The following is a 15,500-nucleotide window of genomic DNA, read 5'->3' on the forward strand; positions in this document are numbered from 1 at the left end:
ACCATGAATCAGACGCTCGTGATCGTCGGTGCGTCGTATGCGGGGGTTCAGCTCGCGGCGGCCACGCGCGAAGCCGGCTTCGAAGGACGCATCGTGCTCATCGGCGACGAGGCCGACGCGCCGTATCAGCGTCCGCCGCTATCCAAAGGATTTCTCACCGGAAGCTTCAGCGAAGCGCGCCTGCCGTTGCGCTCGCAAGCCTTCTTCGATGAAGAGAACATCGAATGGATGCCGTCGATGCGTGCAACGCATATCGATCGCGCGCAACGTGAAGTCGAACTGCACGACGGCACGCGCATTGCCTACGATCATCTCGCGCTCACTACCGGGGCGCGCGTGCGCAAGCTCGATTGCCCGGGCGCGACGCTCGATGCCGTTCATTACCTGCGCGATCTGCGCGATGCGCGGCGTCTCGCGCAAACGGCGCGCTCGGCGCGGCGCGCGGTGGTGATCGGCGGCGGATATATCGGTCTCGAAGCGGCGGCGTCGCTGCGTCAGCACGGCATCGACGTGACGGTCGTGGAAACGGAGCCGCGCCTCTTGGCACGCGTCGCGTCGCCGTGGATGTCGGCATTCATGCAGCGCGTGCATGCCGATAACGGCGTCGCCTTCGAATTCGGGCGCAAGGTGGTCGCGCTACAGCCGCTCGATGATGCGGTGTCCGTCGTGCTCGACGACGATACACATCTGCCGTGCGATCTCGTCGTCGTGGGTATCGGTGTGATTCCGAATACCGAACTCGCGGCGGAGTGCGGTCTGACGGTGGCGGGCGGCATCGTCGTCGACGAATGCGCGCGCACGAGCGATCCGGCGATCGTCGCCGCGGGCGATTGCGCCGCGTTCGTGCCGCATTGGGCGCCGCCCGATTCGCGCGCGAGCCGCATCGAATCGGTGCAGAACGCAAACGATATGGCGAAAGTCGCGGCGCTCGCGATCGTCGGGCGGCCGCAGCCGTATCGCGTGGTGCCGTGGTTCTGGTCCGATCAATACGATCTCAAGCTGCAGATGGCGGGTATTCACTCGGGCTTCACGAATCATGTGTTGCGCGGTTCCGTCGACGAGAAGAAGTTCTCGATCTTCTACTTTCGCGGCGATGCGTTGATCGCGGTGGACAGCATCAATCGTCCGCAGGAGCATATGCTCGCGCGCAAGCTGCTCGCGCAGAGCGTGAAGCTGGCTCCGCACGAAGCGGAAGATCCCGCGTTCGATCTGAAAGGAGCGGCGCAATGAAACCGATGGTCGGTGTCGTATGCGACCGGTTCTTCGTCGGCGAATACGATCTGCATAGTGCGAAGCACAGCTATGTCCGCGCATTGATGACGTGCGCGCAAGTCAGCCCGGTGCTGATTCCGGCATCGCGCGATGTCGAAGCGGTCGCGGACTATCTCGACGGCGTGAGCGGCCTGCTGTTTCCCGGCGGCGCGTCGAATGTCGAGGCCCGCCTGTACGGCGGCGCGGCCGATGCGGACATGCTCGTCGATCCCGACCGCGATCATGTCGCGCTGGAACTGATGCGCGGCGCGGCGGCGCGCGGCATGCCGCTCCTGGGCATCTGTCGCGGCTTTCAGGAGATGAACGTCGCGTTCGGCGGTACGTTGCATCCCGACATCCATGCGTCGGGGCATTCGGAAGATCATCTCGAGGACAAGCGCGAAGCGTTGCTCGAGCGCTATCGCTATCGTCATGAAATCGAACTCGCCGATGACGGCGCGTTGATGACGCTCGCGGGCGGCGCGCGGCGCGTGCACGTGAATTCGCTGCATCGTCAGGGCGTGGCGAGGCTCGCGCCGCGACTGGCGGTCGAGGCGCGCGCGCCGGATGGCCTGATCGAAGCAATCCGCCTTGAAGGGCATCCGTTCGCGCTCGGCGTGCAATGGCATCCGGAAGCGATGGTCGCAAGCGATGCGCTTTCGCGCGCGCTGTTCGAGGCGTTCGGCGCAAGTTGCAGACGCTACGCGGCGCGCGGCGAGGTCTGACGCGATGTCGGCCGAGCGCATCGACCTCAATCTGCTGCGAGTCTTCGACGCGATTTTCGAAGACCGCAATCTGGCGCTGGCGGGCAAGCGTCTGCACCTCAGTCAATCGGCGATCAGTCATGCGCTCGGACGCATGCGCGACGTGCTCGGCGACGATCTCTTCGTGCGTACCGGGCGCGGCATGGAGCCCACTGTGCGCGCGCTCGCCATGGCGACACAGGTGCGCGGCGCGCTCGCGCAGATCAAGGCGGCGCTGGGCGTCGACAGGTTCGATCCGGCGATCGCGCGGCGCACGTTCGTGCTGGCCGCGAACGACTACATCACGGTGCTCCTGCTCGGGCGGCTCAGCCAGCGTCTGAGCGCGGAAGCCCCGTTCGTGGATATCGTGGTGCGGCCATCGACGCGGCTCGATCTCGCGGGCCAGATCGATGTCGGCCGCATCGACATCGCGATCGGCATTTTTGCCGATGTGCCGCGCCGCTTTCGCTCGATCGACGTATGGGCGCAGACCGACGTGCTGCTGCTGCATCGCGAGCACCCGATCGCGGAGCGGCCGCTCACGCGAGACGACTTGCTGACGTATCCGCTCGTCGCGGTATCGCAGGGCGGCGAGGAAGAGGGCGCGGTGAGCGGCTTCATCGTCGAACGGGGACTCGCGCGGCAATCGGAGATGTTCGATCGCGATGCGCTCAATCGCGGCTTCGCCGATAGCGCCGATGTTCCGCGCGTGCGCGTGGCCGTCGCGCATTCGCTCGCGATTCCCGCGCTGCTGCGTCATAGCGACATGCTTGCGATAGTGCCGTCGTCGCTCGGTCGCGAACTGGAACGCAACGGCGAGCTGCAGATGCGCGCGACGCCCTATGCATGTCCCGATGCGACCGTGCGCGCCGTATGGCACGAACGCAACGATGCCGACCCTGGGCTGCAATGGCTCAGGCAGCAACTCATCGAGGTATCGCGGCAGGTGCGAAGCCGCTGATGCGCGGCATGCAACATCGTCATGCAAAGGATTCACTGCGTGCGCGCTCTTGAGTGCGCGCGTGTGAACGTCGTCGAAAGTCCCTGAAACAAGGGCTTTTTCATTCGAAATGGTGACATCGCGCGCAACGTCGCGAGGCGTCGGTGCGCGCTGCGCGCCGCGCGTTCGTGACTTGCCGGGTTGTTCGCCCGTATGCGCGCTCTTAATCTGGGCGCCCGTCGATCAGAGAGGATGTTATGGAAGAGACAAAGGTTGTCGATGTACAGGCGCTCATCAACACGCAGCCGTTTTCGCGCTATCAATGGCTCGTATTCGCGATGTGCTTCGTGATCGTATTGATGGATGGTTTCGATACGGCCGCGATCGGTTTCATCGCGCCATCGCTCGTCGGCGAATGGCATCTGAGCCGGGCGGCGCTCGCACCCGTGCTGAGCGCGGCGCTGTTCGGGCTCGCGTGCGGCGCGCTGCTGTCCGGGCCGCTCGCGGATCGCTGGGGCAGGCGCGGCGTGCTGATCGCGGCGGTGTTCATATTCGGCTTGGCGTGCCTGGCTTCGGGCCAGGCGGGCGATCTCACTTCGTTGACCGCGCTGCGCTTCGTGACCGGTGTGGGCCTCGGCGCGGCGATGCCTAACGCCGTCACGTTGATGAGCGAGTTCTGCCCGAACGGCCGCCGCGCGACCATCGTCAATCTGATGTTCTGCGGCTTTCCTTTGGGCGCGGCATTCGGCGGTTTTCTCGCGGCCTGGATGATTCCGCACTTCGGCTGGCGCAGCGTGCTGCATTTCGGCGGCGCGGTGCCGTTGTTGCTGACGGTGGTGCTCGTGCTCGCGCTGCCGGAATCGATCCAGTACATGGTGTCGAAGAAGAAGCCTGTCGAGCGCATTCGCAAGGTGTTGACGCGCATCGCGCCGCACGTTGCGGCGGCAGAATCGTTCGTGATGCGTGAAGCCGCCGGACCCGCAGCGGGCAGCGGCGGGGCGCGCATCGTGCTGTCGCGCGCACATGTCTTCGGTTCGTTGATGCTGTGGCTGTGCTATTTCATGGGCCTCGTGATCTTCTACGGCCTCATCAACTGGATGCCGGTGCTGCTGAAGGATGCGGGTCTGAGCCCGCAGCGCGCGGCGCTGATTTCCGCGCTCTTTCCGCTCGGCGGCGCGGGCACGGTGCTGTGCGGCATGCTGATGGATCGCTTCAATCCGAACGGCGTCGTGGCGGGCGCATACGCGCTCGGCGCGGTGAGCGTGTACGCGATCGGACAGGCGATCGGCAATGTCGGACTGCTCGTGTGCGCGGTGTTCGTGGCGGGCGTGCTCGTGAATACCGCGCAGGCTTCGATGCCCGCGCTCGCGGCGGCGTTCTATCCGACCTCGGGACGCGGCACCGGCGTCGCGTGGATGCTGGGCGTCGGCCGGTTCGGTGGAATCGCGGGCTCGTTTCTGGTCGCAGAGCTTGCGCGGCAGCAGATGAGCCTGCCGGGCATCTTCACCGTGGTGGCGATGGCGGGCGCGGCATCGTGCGCCGCATTGTTGCTCAAGCAGGTGGCGAGTCCCCGCTCGACGACCGAAGTCGCGGATGGCCAGCCGCTCGCGCATTGACCTCATCGGCGATATGTCGAACGTTCATGCTCGAATTCGAAACGTCGGTCCGGATGGATGACATGAAGGCATTACCCTTCGCTCGCGCCTGGGTATATGGTTGAAGTGTGCGCGAACGCAGCGCACACGCATCAGCAGTGAGCCTTCGTTGAAGGAGAAAGTCATGAAGATCGTTCTCGTTTCGGCCACGCTCGTGGCCGTCGTCTCGCTCGGAAGCCTGGCTCAGGCGGAAGAGGCCACCGACACCTTGCAATCCATCCCCGCGCCGCGCCAGCAGAGCGCGCAGAGCGCGACACCTTCCGACGACACCGCTTATGGCGGGGCGGCCACGGGTCAAAGCGCCAGCGGAAGCACGTCGAAGTGGGCTGGCGGCGCAGCGGTCAGATGCAACCCGCAGCCTTTCTGCAACATCTATTCGGGCGGCGGTCAGTGAGCGTAATGCGCCTCGCGGCCTCTCGGAACCGGAAGCTCATCCGACGGGGCCGCCAGGTGCCGCGCGAGAAGGTGTCATCGGAGGCTGTTAAAATCCCCGAAACGTTTTTTACGGGCACGATGTGATGGGTTTCGAACAACTCGCCGGACTGAAAAAGCAACTCGAGAAACAGGCTGCTAGCAAGGCAGCAGAGAAAAAGGCGCCGCGCGGGCGGCGTCCCGCGCCGGCGGCCGGGGCGAAGCCGGCGGCGGCAGCGAAGCCGGTGAATCCGTCGAAGCCGGCGAAGCCGGCGGGGGCGCAGAAGCCGGCGGCGCCATCGAAGCCGGTGGATCCTGTCGTACACACGATCGGCAAGCTGCAGAAGCGGTTTCCGCTCGCATTTCCGAAGAATCCCGCTCCCAAGGTTCCGCTCAAGGTCGGTATTTTCGAGGACCTCGTGAAACATGCGGCGGAACTCGGCCTCGACGAGAAGGAATTGCGTGGCGCGATCAAGGTCTGGTGCCGCGGCAATCGTTACTGGACCTGTCTCGTGCAGGGCGCGCCTCGAATCGATCTGACGGGCGGGCAGGCGGGCGAAGTATCGCCGGCGGATGCGGAACGCGCCGGGTATCTGGAAGCGAACCGCCTGGCGCGGTCGGCTGCGGCTCCGAAGACGGCGGAACCGGCCAAGACGGCGGAATCCGCCAAGTAACACGACACGCCGCGCGCAGTCTGCCGCGCGGCGTTTTCTATTTTTCCGATGGCCTCATCGCGGCGGCGCGATATCGTATGAGATTCGCCCGGCCGGTAGAAAGAACAGCGCGATCACCGCGCCGCCCTTCGCTTCCGGGTAGTGGTGGCTTCCCGGCGCGGGCGCGGTCCAGCCGCCATGACACCATCCGTTCGGACCGGCGAGCGCCGCGTTTTCATCGAGCGGCACGACCATGTTGAACTCGCCGTACGGGTGCGTGTGATAGTCGCCGCGAAAGCTGCCTTCCGGATTGTTCTGCTCGTTGCCGGTGCTGTCCATCAGAACTGCGGTGATGCTGAAGAAGAACGTCTCCGGACACGGTGCGACGAGACGCGCGCGCCGATATCGCGGGCCGGAGATTTCGACATCTGCTGCCCAGCCTTCGTCGACGCCTAGCTTGATCAGCCGTGCCAGATCCCTGTATAACGCGCTATTTACGCCGTATCGAGTGTTGAGCCAGTGCTCGACGTTCGTGTCTGGCGTTATGTCCTTGATCTCTTCGAGAAAGGGCAGGCATCGCGCGATGAGTGCTTCCTTGCTGGTTTGTGCGGCTTGAGTCTGGGGCATCGATCTTCTCCTTGATTCGAATGAAGGCACGATGACATATCGACTGGCGCATTAGAAGCGAAGTTGTTGCAAGGGAAACGTGAACGTCGTGCAAATATTGGCGTTGACCAGAAAACCCGAAAATCGATTCGTCATCCGAATGAATTGTTGGCAGCGCAATAGTGCCGCGCATCGAAGCAATAAAAAAAAGCGCGATGCCTCATCGGCATCGCGCTTCCATTGAATCAAACTTCGATCAGAACTTGTGACGCAGGCCGACGCGCGTCACGAACTGCGTGTTCGCGCCCGCATTGCCGATAAACGACGACGCCGAACCGATCTCCGCCTGCACCGGCACACCCCGGTTGTTGCCCGACGCCTTCTGATACGCGCCGATCAAATAGACGTCGGTGCGCTTCGACAGTGCGTAGTCGACCACGCCGTTGAACTGATTCCATCTGCCGTCGAAGTTGCCGCTGAGGTCCGAGAACGTATAACCGACGCCTGCGCTGAAGGCCGGCGTGAACGCATACTTGCCGCCGACTTCATAGTTGTTCAGCGTCGACGATCCAGCCGTGATCTGATGGAACATCGTGTGCGTCCAGTTTGCCCAGATCACCGCGGCGGCGATCGAGTAACGCGCGCCGACGCCGAAGGTTTCCAGATCATGCAGGCCGAGCGTGTTCACGTTGGCGATGCTCACGCTGAACGCGGGCGTCGCGGCATTCGGATAGCGCAGCTTGGTATACGCCGCGCCGATGCCGAGCGGCCCTTGCGCGTAGTTCAAACCGAAGCTGTACGCGCTCGACGAACCCTGCACCGCGTTCGCACCGGTTCCGATCGTGGGCGAGCCCGCGAAGTTGGTCGAGTTCGAGAAGCCGTACATCGCGCCGAACGTCACGCCGTAGAAGCTCGCGCTGCTGAACTTGACCGCGTTGTTGATGCGGCTCGAGGTCAGTTGATCCAGATCGTTGATGTGATACGCGTAGTTGCCGGCGGGCGTCTGGCTGCCCATCGTGTAGTTGCCGCCGAGATAGTCGGTCGAGAACGAGTATTGACGACCGAAGGTCAGCGAGCCGAATTCATTCTTCGAAACACCGACATACGCCTGACGGCCGAATTCGGCGCCGCCCTGGCCGAGCGTGCCATCGCCGCTGTTGAAGCCGTTCTCGAGCACGAAGATCGCCTTCAGACCGCCGCCCAGATCTTCCGCGCCGCGCAGACCCCAGCGGCTGCCTTGCGCGACACCGTCCGCGTACTTGACCACGCTATCGTGGCCGCCGGCCGTCGCGACCTTGTTCGCATACGTGATACCGGCGTCGATGATGCCGTACAGCGTGACGCTGCTTTGCGCGTGCGCCGCACCACTGAACATGGCGAACATGCCGAGTGCCGCTGCCGCTACGATGTGCTTCTTCATTTTTCTTTTCCTTGGTGTGGTCCGCGTGACGCGGCTCGCTTTGGGAAGCGCCGCAACGCTTTTTCAGAGCGCGAACGCTGCCATCCCGGCTTCGCGCGCAATCGCTTGAAGGTCGAGTCGGACGTGACGATATTGAGGTCGCTGCTTTCGCGAGAAGGGGGCAAGCGTTCCCGCTGCGACAAGCAGAGGAATCGTTGCTTCGCGTTATAGCGATAGAAATATAGCGCGTCGTCAGGCGTTGGTAAATTTAGGTAACGCAATCTGTAGTATTTCTTCCACAGCATTGTCATCGAGGGCCGTCACGTTCTCGCAGTCGATTCGCAACTAACTGTCTTGCGCATACCCCGACTTCGAACAGGCGCGAGGATTGCATGGCCGACGCTGGAGCTATACAAAAGGAGACGTGATGGCCGATAACAGACACCCGGACGCTTGCAGAATCGGCGTTGCTTTCATCGAAGCGCAATTGAGCGCGCTCATCGCTTACGCCAGCCTCTTGTCCGACTGGATCGAACGCGGTGCGCCGCCGCCCGATTTCGCCAAAGCACAGCCGCTATTGGCGCGCCGGCATTCGCATCCGGAAGCGCATACGCACAGCGAAGACGGCACGCCGATGAAGACCCCGCCGCCGGAAGACACGTGGTCGTGGCCATCATTCGACGACGCCGACAAGCGCATCGCGTTCGCGTCGATCGTTCCGTGCACGAATGCGATCCTCGCGGTCGCCGAATACTTCGATATTCATCGGTTTTCGGCGTCGCGCGCGCCCGAAGTGCAATTTCTCATGCGCGTGCGCGATGCCGCGGTAAACGGCAACACGTTCAGCATTCCCACCGACGAATACATGCCGCACGCGGCCTATGCAGGCTTGATCGTCGATCCGTCGCTGGACGGCACGCTGCTTTTCAGCGATGGCGTCAGGCCCGGCTTCCTGGCGTTCGGCGATACGGTCGGTTTGCTGCGCTATCTGACGAAGCTATTGAAGAGCATGCAATCGGTGATCAGCGCGGGCGATGCGGGATGACCCATTCAGCGCGCGTCGCTCGCGGCGCGCTCCTGTCCGGGTGTCCTGGAGAACAATTGTTTGTAGCAGCGCCCGAGATGCGATGCGCTCGCGAAGCCGCATTGCATCGCGACATCGAGCAAGGAAAGCGACGATTCGCGAATCAGCTTTTGCGCCGCCTTCAGCCGCAATTCCAGATAGAACTGCGAAGGCCGCACGTTGAAATGCTTGATCCACATGCGCTCGAACGTGCGTGGCGAAATGCCCGCGAGCGATGCGATCGTCTTCATCGGAATAGGGCGCTCGATGTTCTGTTCCATCAGCGTTACCGCATGAACGATGCGCCGGTCTTCGACGCCGTAGCGCCATTGAATCGCCATCTTCTGGCTTTCCTGCGCGGTACGCATGCGAGTATGGATGAACTGATCGGCCACTTCAGCCGCGAGTTGATGCCCGTGCTGACGCGCGATCAGATCGAGCATCATGTCGATGGCGGCGGTGCCGCCGCTGCACGTCATGCGATCGCCTTCTATGCAGTAGAGATCGCGGCTAACGTCGAGCGATGGAAACTCGTCGGCGAGTTCCTTGAGCGCTTCCCAGTGAATCGTGCAGCGCCGCTTGTCGAGCAGGCCCGCGCGCGCGAGGATCATCGTGCCGAGACTGATGCCGCCGATCGTCGATCCGTTCGCGGCATAGCGGCGCAGGAAATCGAAGACCTGCGCATTGCGATAGTTCGACACGCCAATGCTCGCGACCACGAACACATGACTCAGTTCAGGCGACGACGTGATCGCGAAGTCCGGCAACAGCGCGAATCCCGAGCTCGAGGAAACCGGCTCGCCGTCCGCGCTCATCAGATGCCAGCTATACAGCGCCTTGCCGCTCACGCGATTCGCCGCGCGCAGCGGCTCGGTGACGGAACTGAGCGCCATCATCGAAAAATGCGGGACCAGGAAAAAGCCCATGCGTTGTGTCACCGCATCTTCGCCGACGATGGATGCGCTCACGCGCCCGGTTTTGATCGGGCGCGTGGTCGGCGGGATGTCGTTCGCGTTCATGCGCTAGACGCGAATCGAACCGAGCACGAGATCGAGCAAGGGCGTCACGTCGCCGGTGTCGAGTGCGTCGATGGTGCGCTCCAGTCGATGCGCCATGTTAGCGCCGCATGCGGTATCGGCAAAGGCGTGGAACTTGGCGCGGATCGCCGCTTCATCGAGCGGGGTATCGGGATCGCCCAGTGCTTGCGTCGCGCCGGAGTCGAAACGCTTGCCGTCGAAAAGCTCGATGCTCACTTCGGCCAGGCGCTCGCCCGGAAAACGCGACGTGTACTCCGCACCTTCCTCGGTGCGAATGAGATGGCTCAGGCGCAGCACTTCGCTGTCGCGCAACGCGTCGCCGTGCAGCGCGTCGAAACGTACCGCACCGTGCTTCAGCGCTACGGCGACGGGAAAGAGCAGACTATATTGCGCCTCTTCCGTCGATGCCGGTGCGGCGTGCGCGAGGCGCGTCGCGTGATGAAAGGTACGCACGTTCACCGCGCGAATCTGCGCGCTGGTGAAGCCGTGCCTCGATTTGAGCGCGAGTGCGGCATCGATGGCGGGATGCGCCCATCGGCAGACCGGTTGCGGTTTGAAATATTGCTCCATGATGCGCCAGCGCTCGCCGAGATCGCTCCATAGACTGCGGGTTTCGTCCTGCTCGATGGTGAGCGCCGGCGCGCCCGTGAAGCCGCGCTGCGCGAGAAAGGCTGCGGAGAGACCCGCCATGCAGCCCCAGCCGGAACCGTCCTTCACCATCGTCGGGTGATCGATGCAGCGCATCATCTGACTCCGCGGGCCGTGATACTCCGCGATGCCGAGCGCCTCGCGCGTCTGCCGCATGTCGAGCGGCAACACGCGCGCGGCGAGCGCCGCCGCGGCCAGGGCGTTCCACGCGCCCGACGTATGATAATCGCAGGCACTCGCGTGCAACGCAATGCCCGCACGCGTGCCGAGTTCATAGCCGAGCACCACGCACGCGAGAAACTCGCGGCCGCTCATGCCGGGCCGCATGTCGGCAAGCGCGAGCAGCGCGGGCAGCACGGTCACGCCGACATGGCCTTTGGTTTGCGCGTGACCGTCGTGACCGTCGCAGCTATCGATGGTCATCGCGCCCGCGAGACCGGCGCCGATCGGGCTGGCAAAGCGCCCATCGAAGAGCATGCGCGAGCGCAGCGTGCCGGGCGCGAAGAACTCGGCCGCGTGATCGCCCGCGATGCGCGACAGTTCCGTCTGCCTTCCTGCGAGCGCGACGCCGAGCAGATCGAGCACACATAGTCTGGCTTGTTCGATGACGCGTTCAGGCAGCGCATCGAACGTCAGCTCATGAATGAATGCGATTGCGGATGTGCCCATCCGTCAGTCTCCCGTATAGACTGCCGCGCGCCGCTCGAAGGTCGCCGCGATCGCCTCGCGATGATCCGCCGTGCGATGCGCGATGCCCTGAAACGCCGCCGACAGTTCCAGCAGACTCGGCAGGTCCATGCGTTGCCCTTCGCGCACGAGGCGCTTCGACATGCGCAGGATATCGGGCGCGTTGCTCGCGATTTCGCGCGCGAGCGTGAGCGCGGTGTCCATCAGATCCGCATCGGGCACGACGCGCGACACGAGTCCCCATTGCTCGGCGCGCTTCGCATCGATCGCGTTGCCGGTAAAGATCATTTCATTGGCGCGCGACAGGCCGACCGCACGCGGCAGCAGCCACGCGCCGCCATCGCCGGGAATGATGCCGACCTTCGCGAAACTCTCGGCAAACAGCGCGCTTTCGCCCGCAATGCGGATATCGCACATCAGCGCGAGATCGCAACCGGCGCCGTGCGCGGGGCCGTTGACCGCCGCGATGCACGGCACGTCGAGTTCGTGGAACGCGCGCGGAATGCGCTGGATGCCGCGCCGATAGTTCTCGCGGATATGCGCGGACGTGCCAGAAAACGTGCCGACCTCATCGCGCATATGCTTGATGTTGCCGCCCGACGAGAACGCCGGACCCGCGCCCGTCAGCACGATCGCGCGCACCGACAGGTCGCCTTGCGCGCGCTCCAGACACGCGATGATTGCATCGACGACTGCCAGTTCGGTGATGGCGTTGCGCGTCTCGGGACGGTTCAGCGTCATCGTGACGACGTGGCCGTCCTGTTCGTACAGTACGGGTTCGCTCATTGCGGGGCTCCTGATAGCATGCTTTGATAAACGGGTCCGGCGAGTTCGTGACGCAGCACCTTGCCGCTCGGATTCAGCGGCAGTTTCTCGACGAAGAAGACTTTCTTGGGCCGCTTGTAGGGCGCGAGATCGTCGCCGTTCTTGCAGAACGCGACCACATCGTCTTCCGTCAGCGTCGCCACGCTGCGCACGATGAACGCCGTCACCGCCTGTCCCCACTTGTCGTCGGGTACGCCGATCACCGCGGCTTCCTGCACGCCGGGGCAGTGATACAGCACCTCTTCGATTTCACGCGGATAGATGTTCTCGCCGCCCGACACGATCATGTCGTCAGCGCGGCCCTGAAAGTGGAAGTAACCGGCTTCGTCGATGCTGAAGAGATCGCCGGTATAGAGCCAGCCGGACTTGAACTTCTTGTCGGTTTCGACCGGGTTGTTCCAGTAACCCGATGCGAGCTGCGGACCTTTCACGATCAACTGGCCCACTTCACCCGCCGCGACGGTCTCGCCGGGCGTCACGACGCGCGCCGGATCGTTGCGGATCACGCGGCATGTGCTGATGAGCGTGGGCTTGCCGCACGAGCCGAGATACGTGAGCGCATCGCGCGGATGCAGCAGCAGCGTAAGGCTCGCTTCGGTCATGCCGTAGCCGTTGAAGATGTTCGGGCAGAACTCGTCGATCACGCGTTGCATCGTCTTCGCCGGAATCGCCGCGCCGCCGGTCGTGATCATGCGCAGGCTGTGCGTGTCGATCGAGGCGAAGTCCGGATGGAACAGCATGTCCTGAATCTGCGTCGGCACGGCGAAGAGCGTCGTGATGCCGTAGTGCGCGATCGCCTGCAAGGTGGCGAGCGGTTCGTAGCGCGGCAAAATCACGTTGTGCGCGCCGACCATCAGATGCGGCACGAAGTACGCCTGCATGCCCCCGACATGATAGAGCGGCGCGATATGCAGCGCGGCGTCGGTGCTGGTGAGGCTGTACTCCATCACGCAGTTCGTCGCGATTGCGACATCGTTGCCGTGCGTGTGGATCGCGCCTTTCGGGCGGCCCGTCGTGCCGGACGTATAGACGAGCGCGGAGATATCGCCGGGTTCGAGGCGCGGCAGCGGCGCATCGAGTTGCTGCACGCGTTCGATCAACGCCTCGAACGAATGGTGATGCGCGGGTATGTCGGCGCCGTTGTCCACGCACACATAGGTGCGCAGATCCGGCAGCGCCTGCTCGATCTTGCCGACGACCGGAAGCATCGAATCGTCATAGATCAACGCGCGCGCGCCGGCGTCGCGCAGGATGAACGCGGCTTCGTTGGCGGACAGGCGAAAGTTCATCGGCACCGCGATGGCGCCGAGCAACTGGCACGCCATGTAGGCGGTCGGCGTCGCGTCGGAGGTTTTCTGCAGAATGGCGACGCGGTCCATCTGACGCACGCCGAGATCGAACAGCGCCTGCGCGAGACGGCGCACGCGCACGCTCCATTGCGCGTACGTGAGTGAAACGGCGCCGCAGGTGAGCGCGGGACGGTCCGGATATTTGGCGACCGTGTTTTCGAAGAGCGACGTGATCGTGAGCATGATGCGTGGTGGTGCTCTCTAGAGAGTGATCCGGATGTCGGGAAGATCGCGGCCCGCGATCAGATACTTGGCGACTTCTGACGTGCCGCCGACGATGGTCAGCGCACGCGCATCGCGGTACAGCTGTTCGGCGCGGCCGTATTCCTTCGTGATGCCGTCGCCGCCGAGAATCTGCACGGTTTCGTTGGCGCAGTAGTTCGCGGTTTCGGTCGCGACCAGCTTGGCCATCGCGGCTTCCTTCATCAGCGCCTTGCCGTCGGCGCCCGCGTCGTACATCTTGGTCGCGCGATAGGTGATGAGTTCCGATGCGTCGATACGCCAGCTCATCTGCGCGATCTTGTCCCAGATGAGCTGCTTGCAACCGAGCGGCTGACCGAAGGATGTGCGCGATTGCGCGTGCGCCGTGGCGATATCGAATGCGCTGCGCGCGACGCCGAGACCCGAGCCGCCGAGAATCGCGCGCTCGAAGTTGAACATGCCGCGCATGATGCGAAAGCCGCCGCCTCGCTCGCCGAGCAGATGATCGGCCGGCACGCGGCAATTCTCGAACCTGACTTCGCCGACGATGCAGCCGCGCCGCCCCATGAACGTATAGTTGCGCGGGAAGCTGATGCCGCGCGCATGCTTCGGCACGGCGACCGCGGTCATGCCGTCATCGGTCAGGCCGTACACGATATAGACATCCGCCACCGACGCGTTCGAGATATACCGCTTGAAGCCGTTGATGACCCACTCGTTGCGCGCTTCATCGAATTCGATGCGCGTTTCCATGCCCGCCGAATCGCTGCCCACGTTCGGCTCGGTCACACAGATCGCGCCGATCGCCGTGCCTTCGAGAATCGGTGCGAGATACGTATCGCGCAGACGCTCGCTCGCATGGCGATGCAGCGGATACGCGCACGAGAGCGCCGTCGCGATGGTCGTCTCGAACGCATAGTTGATGTAGGACGCCTCTTCGGAGAGGATCGTTGCGTGCGTGAGGCCGGGGTGTTCGAGCTTGCCCTGATACAGATCGGGAAACATCAGCTTCAGATAGCCCGCCGCGCCGAGCGCGCGCACCACATGTTTGACCGCATCCCAGCTTTGACGGTCTTCGATATCGGCGGCGCGCGGTGCAAGCTCGCGTTGCAGGAAGTCGCGGACTTCGGCGCGGAAGGCCCGGTCCGCATCGTCTAAAAGAAAATCGCGCATGGTTGTCGTGTATGTTCGTTCAGGTTCGCTGCGCGTAGATGCGCGCGTCGCGCACCGTCGGCAGAAGGAAGCGCGCGCGGCGAACAGCTTCGTAATCGAGTTCGCCGACGACGAGGCATTCCTCTTCGTCTTGCGCCTGCGCGATGGTCTTGCCGAACGGATCGAGAACGCGCGAGCCGCCCCAGAAGGTCATCATGCCCTCGGTGCCGACGCGGTTCGCCATCACGATCGGCACGCCGTACGTGAGCGCGTAGAAGCGCAGATTGATGTCCCAGCCCGACGGATTGTCGAAGCCTTCGCCCACTGCCTCGCGCGCCGAGCTGATCGGCGCGGCGAGCAGGGTGATGCCGTCGCACATGAGTCCGTGCACGACCGCCGGGTTCCACAGGTCGTTGCAGATGGGCGTCGCGACGCGCCATTCGTCATCGATCGCATAGCTTTCTGGCTTCGCGCCCGCGGCGAAGTAGAGACCGTCGCGCAGCTTTCCGTAGGTGGCGAGCATCGTCTTGCGGTGCACGTGAACCAGCTTGCCGTTCGCGACCGTCGCCTGGCTGTTGTAGAACTGTCCGCCCGGCGCTTCCTCGATGAAGCCGAACACCACGTGCATCCCGGCGCTCGCTTCCGCGAGCTGGGCGATCGCGGGATCGTCGCGCGTCATCGCGAGACGCAGCGCGTCCTTGCCGCCGCTATGGCCATGCAGCGAAAGCTCGGGAAAGACGAGCAGACGCACGCCGCGCTTCTTCGCATCGCCGATATGGTCGAGATGCCGCGCGAGGTTCGCGTGCAGGTCGCCGTAAGCCGTATCGGTTTGCGCGGCCGCCACCTTGATCGTGGTCATGAGATCGTTCCTTGGTTTTGC

General features: G+C 63.7%; 16 protein-coding genes. 7 read left to right on the forward strand and 9 right to left on the reverse strand.

Annotated features, from left to right (window positions below; genetic code table 11):
• The first annotated feature begins 3 nt into the window (after positions 1-3).
• The 6 genes from NK8_RS27440 (at position 4) to NK8_RS27465 (ending at position 5,674) form a co-directional block, all read left to right on the forward strand.
• The gene (locus tag NK8_RS27440) at positions 4-1,230 is read left to right on the forward strand and encodes an NAD(P)/FAD-dependent oxidoreductase (RefSeq protein WP_213232875.1); all 1,227 of its coding nucleotides are present in this window, start codon (positions 4-6) and stop codon (positions 1,228-1,230) included.
• Entirely contained in the window at positions 1,227-1,976 is a 750-nt protein-coding gene (locus NK8_RS27445; protein ID WP_213232876.1) for a gamma-glutamyl-gamma-aminobutyrate hydrolase family protein, read from the forward strand. The genes NK8_RS27440 and NK8_RS27445 overlap by 4 nt, the downstream gene beginning before the upstream one ends.
• A 4-nt stretch (positions 1,977-1,980) precedes the next feature.
• Positions 1,981-2,955: a LysR substrate-binding domain-containing protein gene (locus NK8_RS27450; protein WP_213232877.1), complete on the forward strand. Its 975-nt coding sequence runs from the start codon at positions 1,981-1,983 to the stop codon at positions 2,953-2,955.
• A 236-nt stretch (positions 2,956-3,191) separates the two neighbouring features.
• Positions 3,192-4,550, forward strand: a complete 1,359-nt coding sequence (locus NK8_RS27455) for an MFS transporter (protein ID WP_213232878.1) — start codon at positions 3,192-3,194, stop codon at positions 4,548-4,550.
• A 163-nt stretch (positions 4,551-4,713) separates the two neighbouring features.
• Positions 4,714-4,983 (forward strand): hypothetical protein, encoded by a 270-nt coding sequence (locus NK8_RS27460; RefSeq protein WP_213232879.1) that lies wholly within the window; start codon positions 4,714-4,716, stop codon positions 4,981-4,983.
• Between the two features lie 124 nt (positions 4,984-5,107).
• Positions 5,108-5,674 (forward strand): ProQ/FinO family protein, encoded by a 567-nt coding sequence (locus NK8_RS27465; protein ID WP_213232880.1) that lies wholly within the window; start codon positions 5,108-5,110, stop codon positions 5,672-5,674.
• A 54-nt stretch (positions 5,675-5,728) separates the two neighbouring features.
• Here the strand turns inward: NK8_RS27465 and NK8_RS27470 are convergent, their stop codons facing one another.
• The 3 genes from NK8_RS27470 to NK8_RS27480 all read right to left on the reverse strand — a co-directional run bounded on the left by NK8_RS27470 (position 5,729) and on the right by NK8_RS27480 (position 7,969).
• The gene (locus NK8_RS27470; protein ID WP_213232881.1) at positions 5,729-6,280 is read right to left on the reverse strand and encodes a DUF4863 family protein; all 552 of its coding nucleotides are present in this window, start codon (positions 6,278-6,280) and stop codon (positions 5,729-5,731) included.
• 235 nt (positions 6,281-6,515) lie between these two features.
• Complete coding sequence (locus NK8_RS27475; RefSeq protein WP_213232882.1) at positions 6,516-7,679, reverse strand: porin; 1,164 nt, start codon at positions 7,677-7,679, stop codon at positions 6,516-6,518.
• Positions 7,676-7,969, reverse strand: a complete 294-nt coding sequence (locus NK8_RS27480; protein WP_213232883.1) for a hypothetical protein — start codon at positions 7,967-7,969, stop codon at positions 7,676-7,678. Before NK8_RS27480 ends, NK8_RS27475 begins: the two co-directional genes overlap by 4 nt.
• A 116-nt stretch (positions 7,970-8,085) precedes the next feature.
• Here NK8_RS27480 and NK8_RS27485 point away from each other — a divergent pair, with 116 nt between their 5' ends.
• Positions 8,086-8,703 (forward strand): hypothetical protein, encoded by a 618-nt coding sequence (locus NK8_RS27485; protein WP_213232884.1) that lies wholly within the window; start codon positions 8,086-8,088, stop codon positions 8,701-8,703.
• Positions 8,704-8,708: 5 nt separating this feature from the next.
• On the opposite strand, the gene NK8_RS27490 is transcribed toward NK8_RS27485, so the two are convergent.
• The 6 genes from NK8_RS27490 to NK8_RS27515 are packed head-to-tail and all read right to left on the reverse strand — an operon-like array spanning position 8,709 to position 15,479.
• Positions 8,709-9,740 (reverse strand): GlxA family transcriptional regulator, encoded by a 1,032-nt coding sequence (locus NK8_RS27490; RefSeq protein ID WP_213232885.1) that lies wholly within the window; start codon positions 9,738-9,740, stop codon positions 8,709-8,711.
• 3 nt (positions 9,741-9,743) lie between these two features.
• Positions 9,744-11,075: an MmgE/PrpD family protein gene (locus tag NK8_RS27495; RefSeq protein WP_213232887.1), complete on the reverse strand. Its 1,332-nt coding sequence runs from the start codon at positions 11,073-11,075 to the stop codon at positions 9,744-9,746.
• Positions 11,076-11,078: 3 nt separating this feature from the next.
• On the reverse strand, positions 11,079-11,879 hold the full coding sequence (locus tag NK8_RS27500) for a crotonase/enoyl-CoA hydratase family protein (protein ID WP_162069960.1): 801 nt from the start codon (positions 11,877-11,879) through the stop codon (positions 11,079-11,081).
• The gene (locus tag NK8_RS27505; protein ID WP_213232888.1) at positions 11,876-13,450 is read right to left on the reverse strand and encodes a class I adenylate-forming enzyme family protein; all 1,575 of its coding nucleotides are present in this window, start codon (positions 13,448-13,450) and stop codon (positions 11,876-11,878) included. Before NK8_RS27505 ends, NK8_RS27500 begins: the two co-directional genes overlap by 4 nt.
• Positions 13,451-13,468: 18 nt before the next feature.
• Positions 13,469-14,641 carry an acyl-CoA dehydrogenase family protein gene (locus NK8_RS27510; RefSeq protein WP_213232889.1) on the reverse strand — a complete coding sequence of 391 codons (1,173 nt, stop codon included), beginning with the start codon at positions 14,639-14,641 and terminating at the stop codon, positions 13,469-13,471.
• A 19-nt stretch (positions 14,642-14,660) separates the two neighbouring features.
• Positions 14,661-15,479, reverse strand: coding sequence for a nitrilase-related carbon-nitrogen hydrolase (locus NK8_RS27515; protein ID WP_213232890.1), 819 nt, complete (start codon positions 15,477-15,479; stop codon positions 14,661-14,663).
• Between the last annotated feature and the right edge of the window lie 21 nt (positions 15,480-15,500).

Source organism: Caballeronia sp. NK8 (assembly GCF_018408855.1).
GTDB lineage: Bacteria > Pseudomonadota > Gammaproteobacteria > Burkholderiales > Burkholderiaceae > Caballeronia.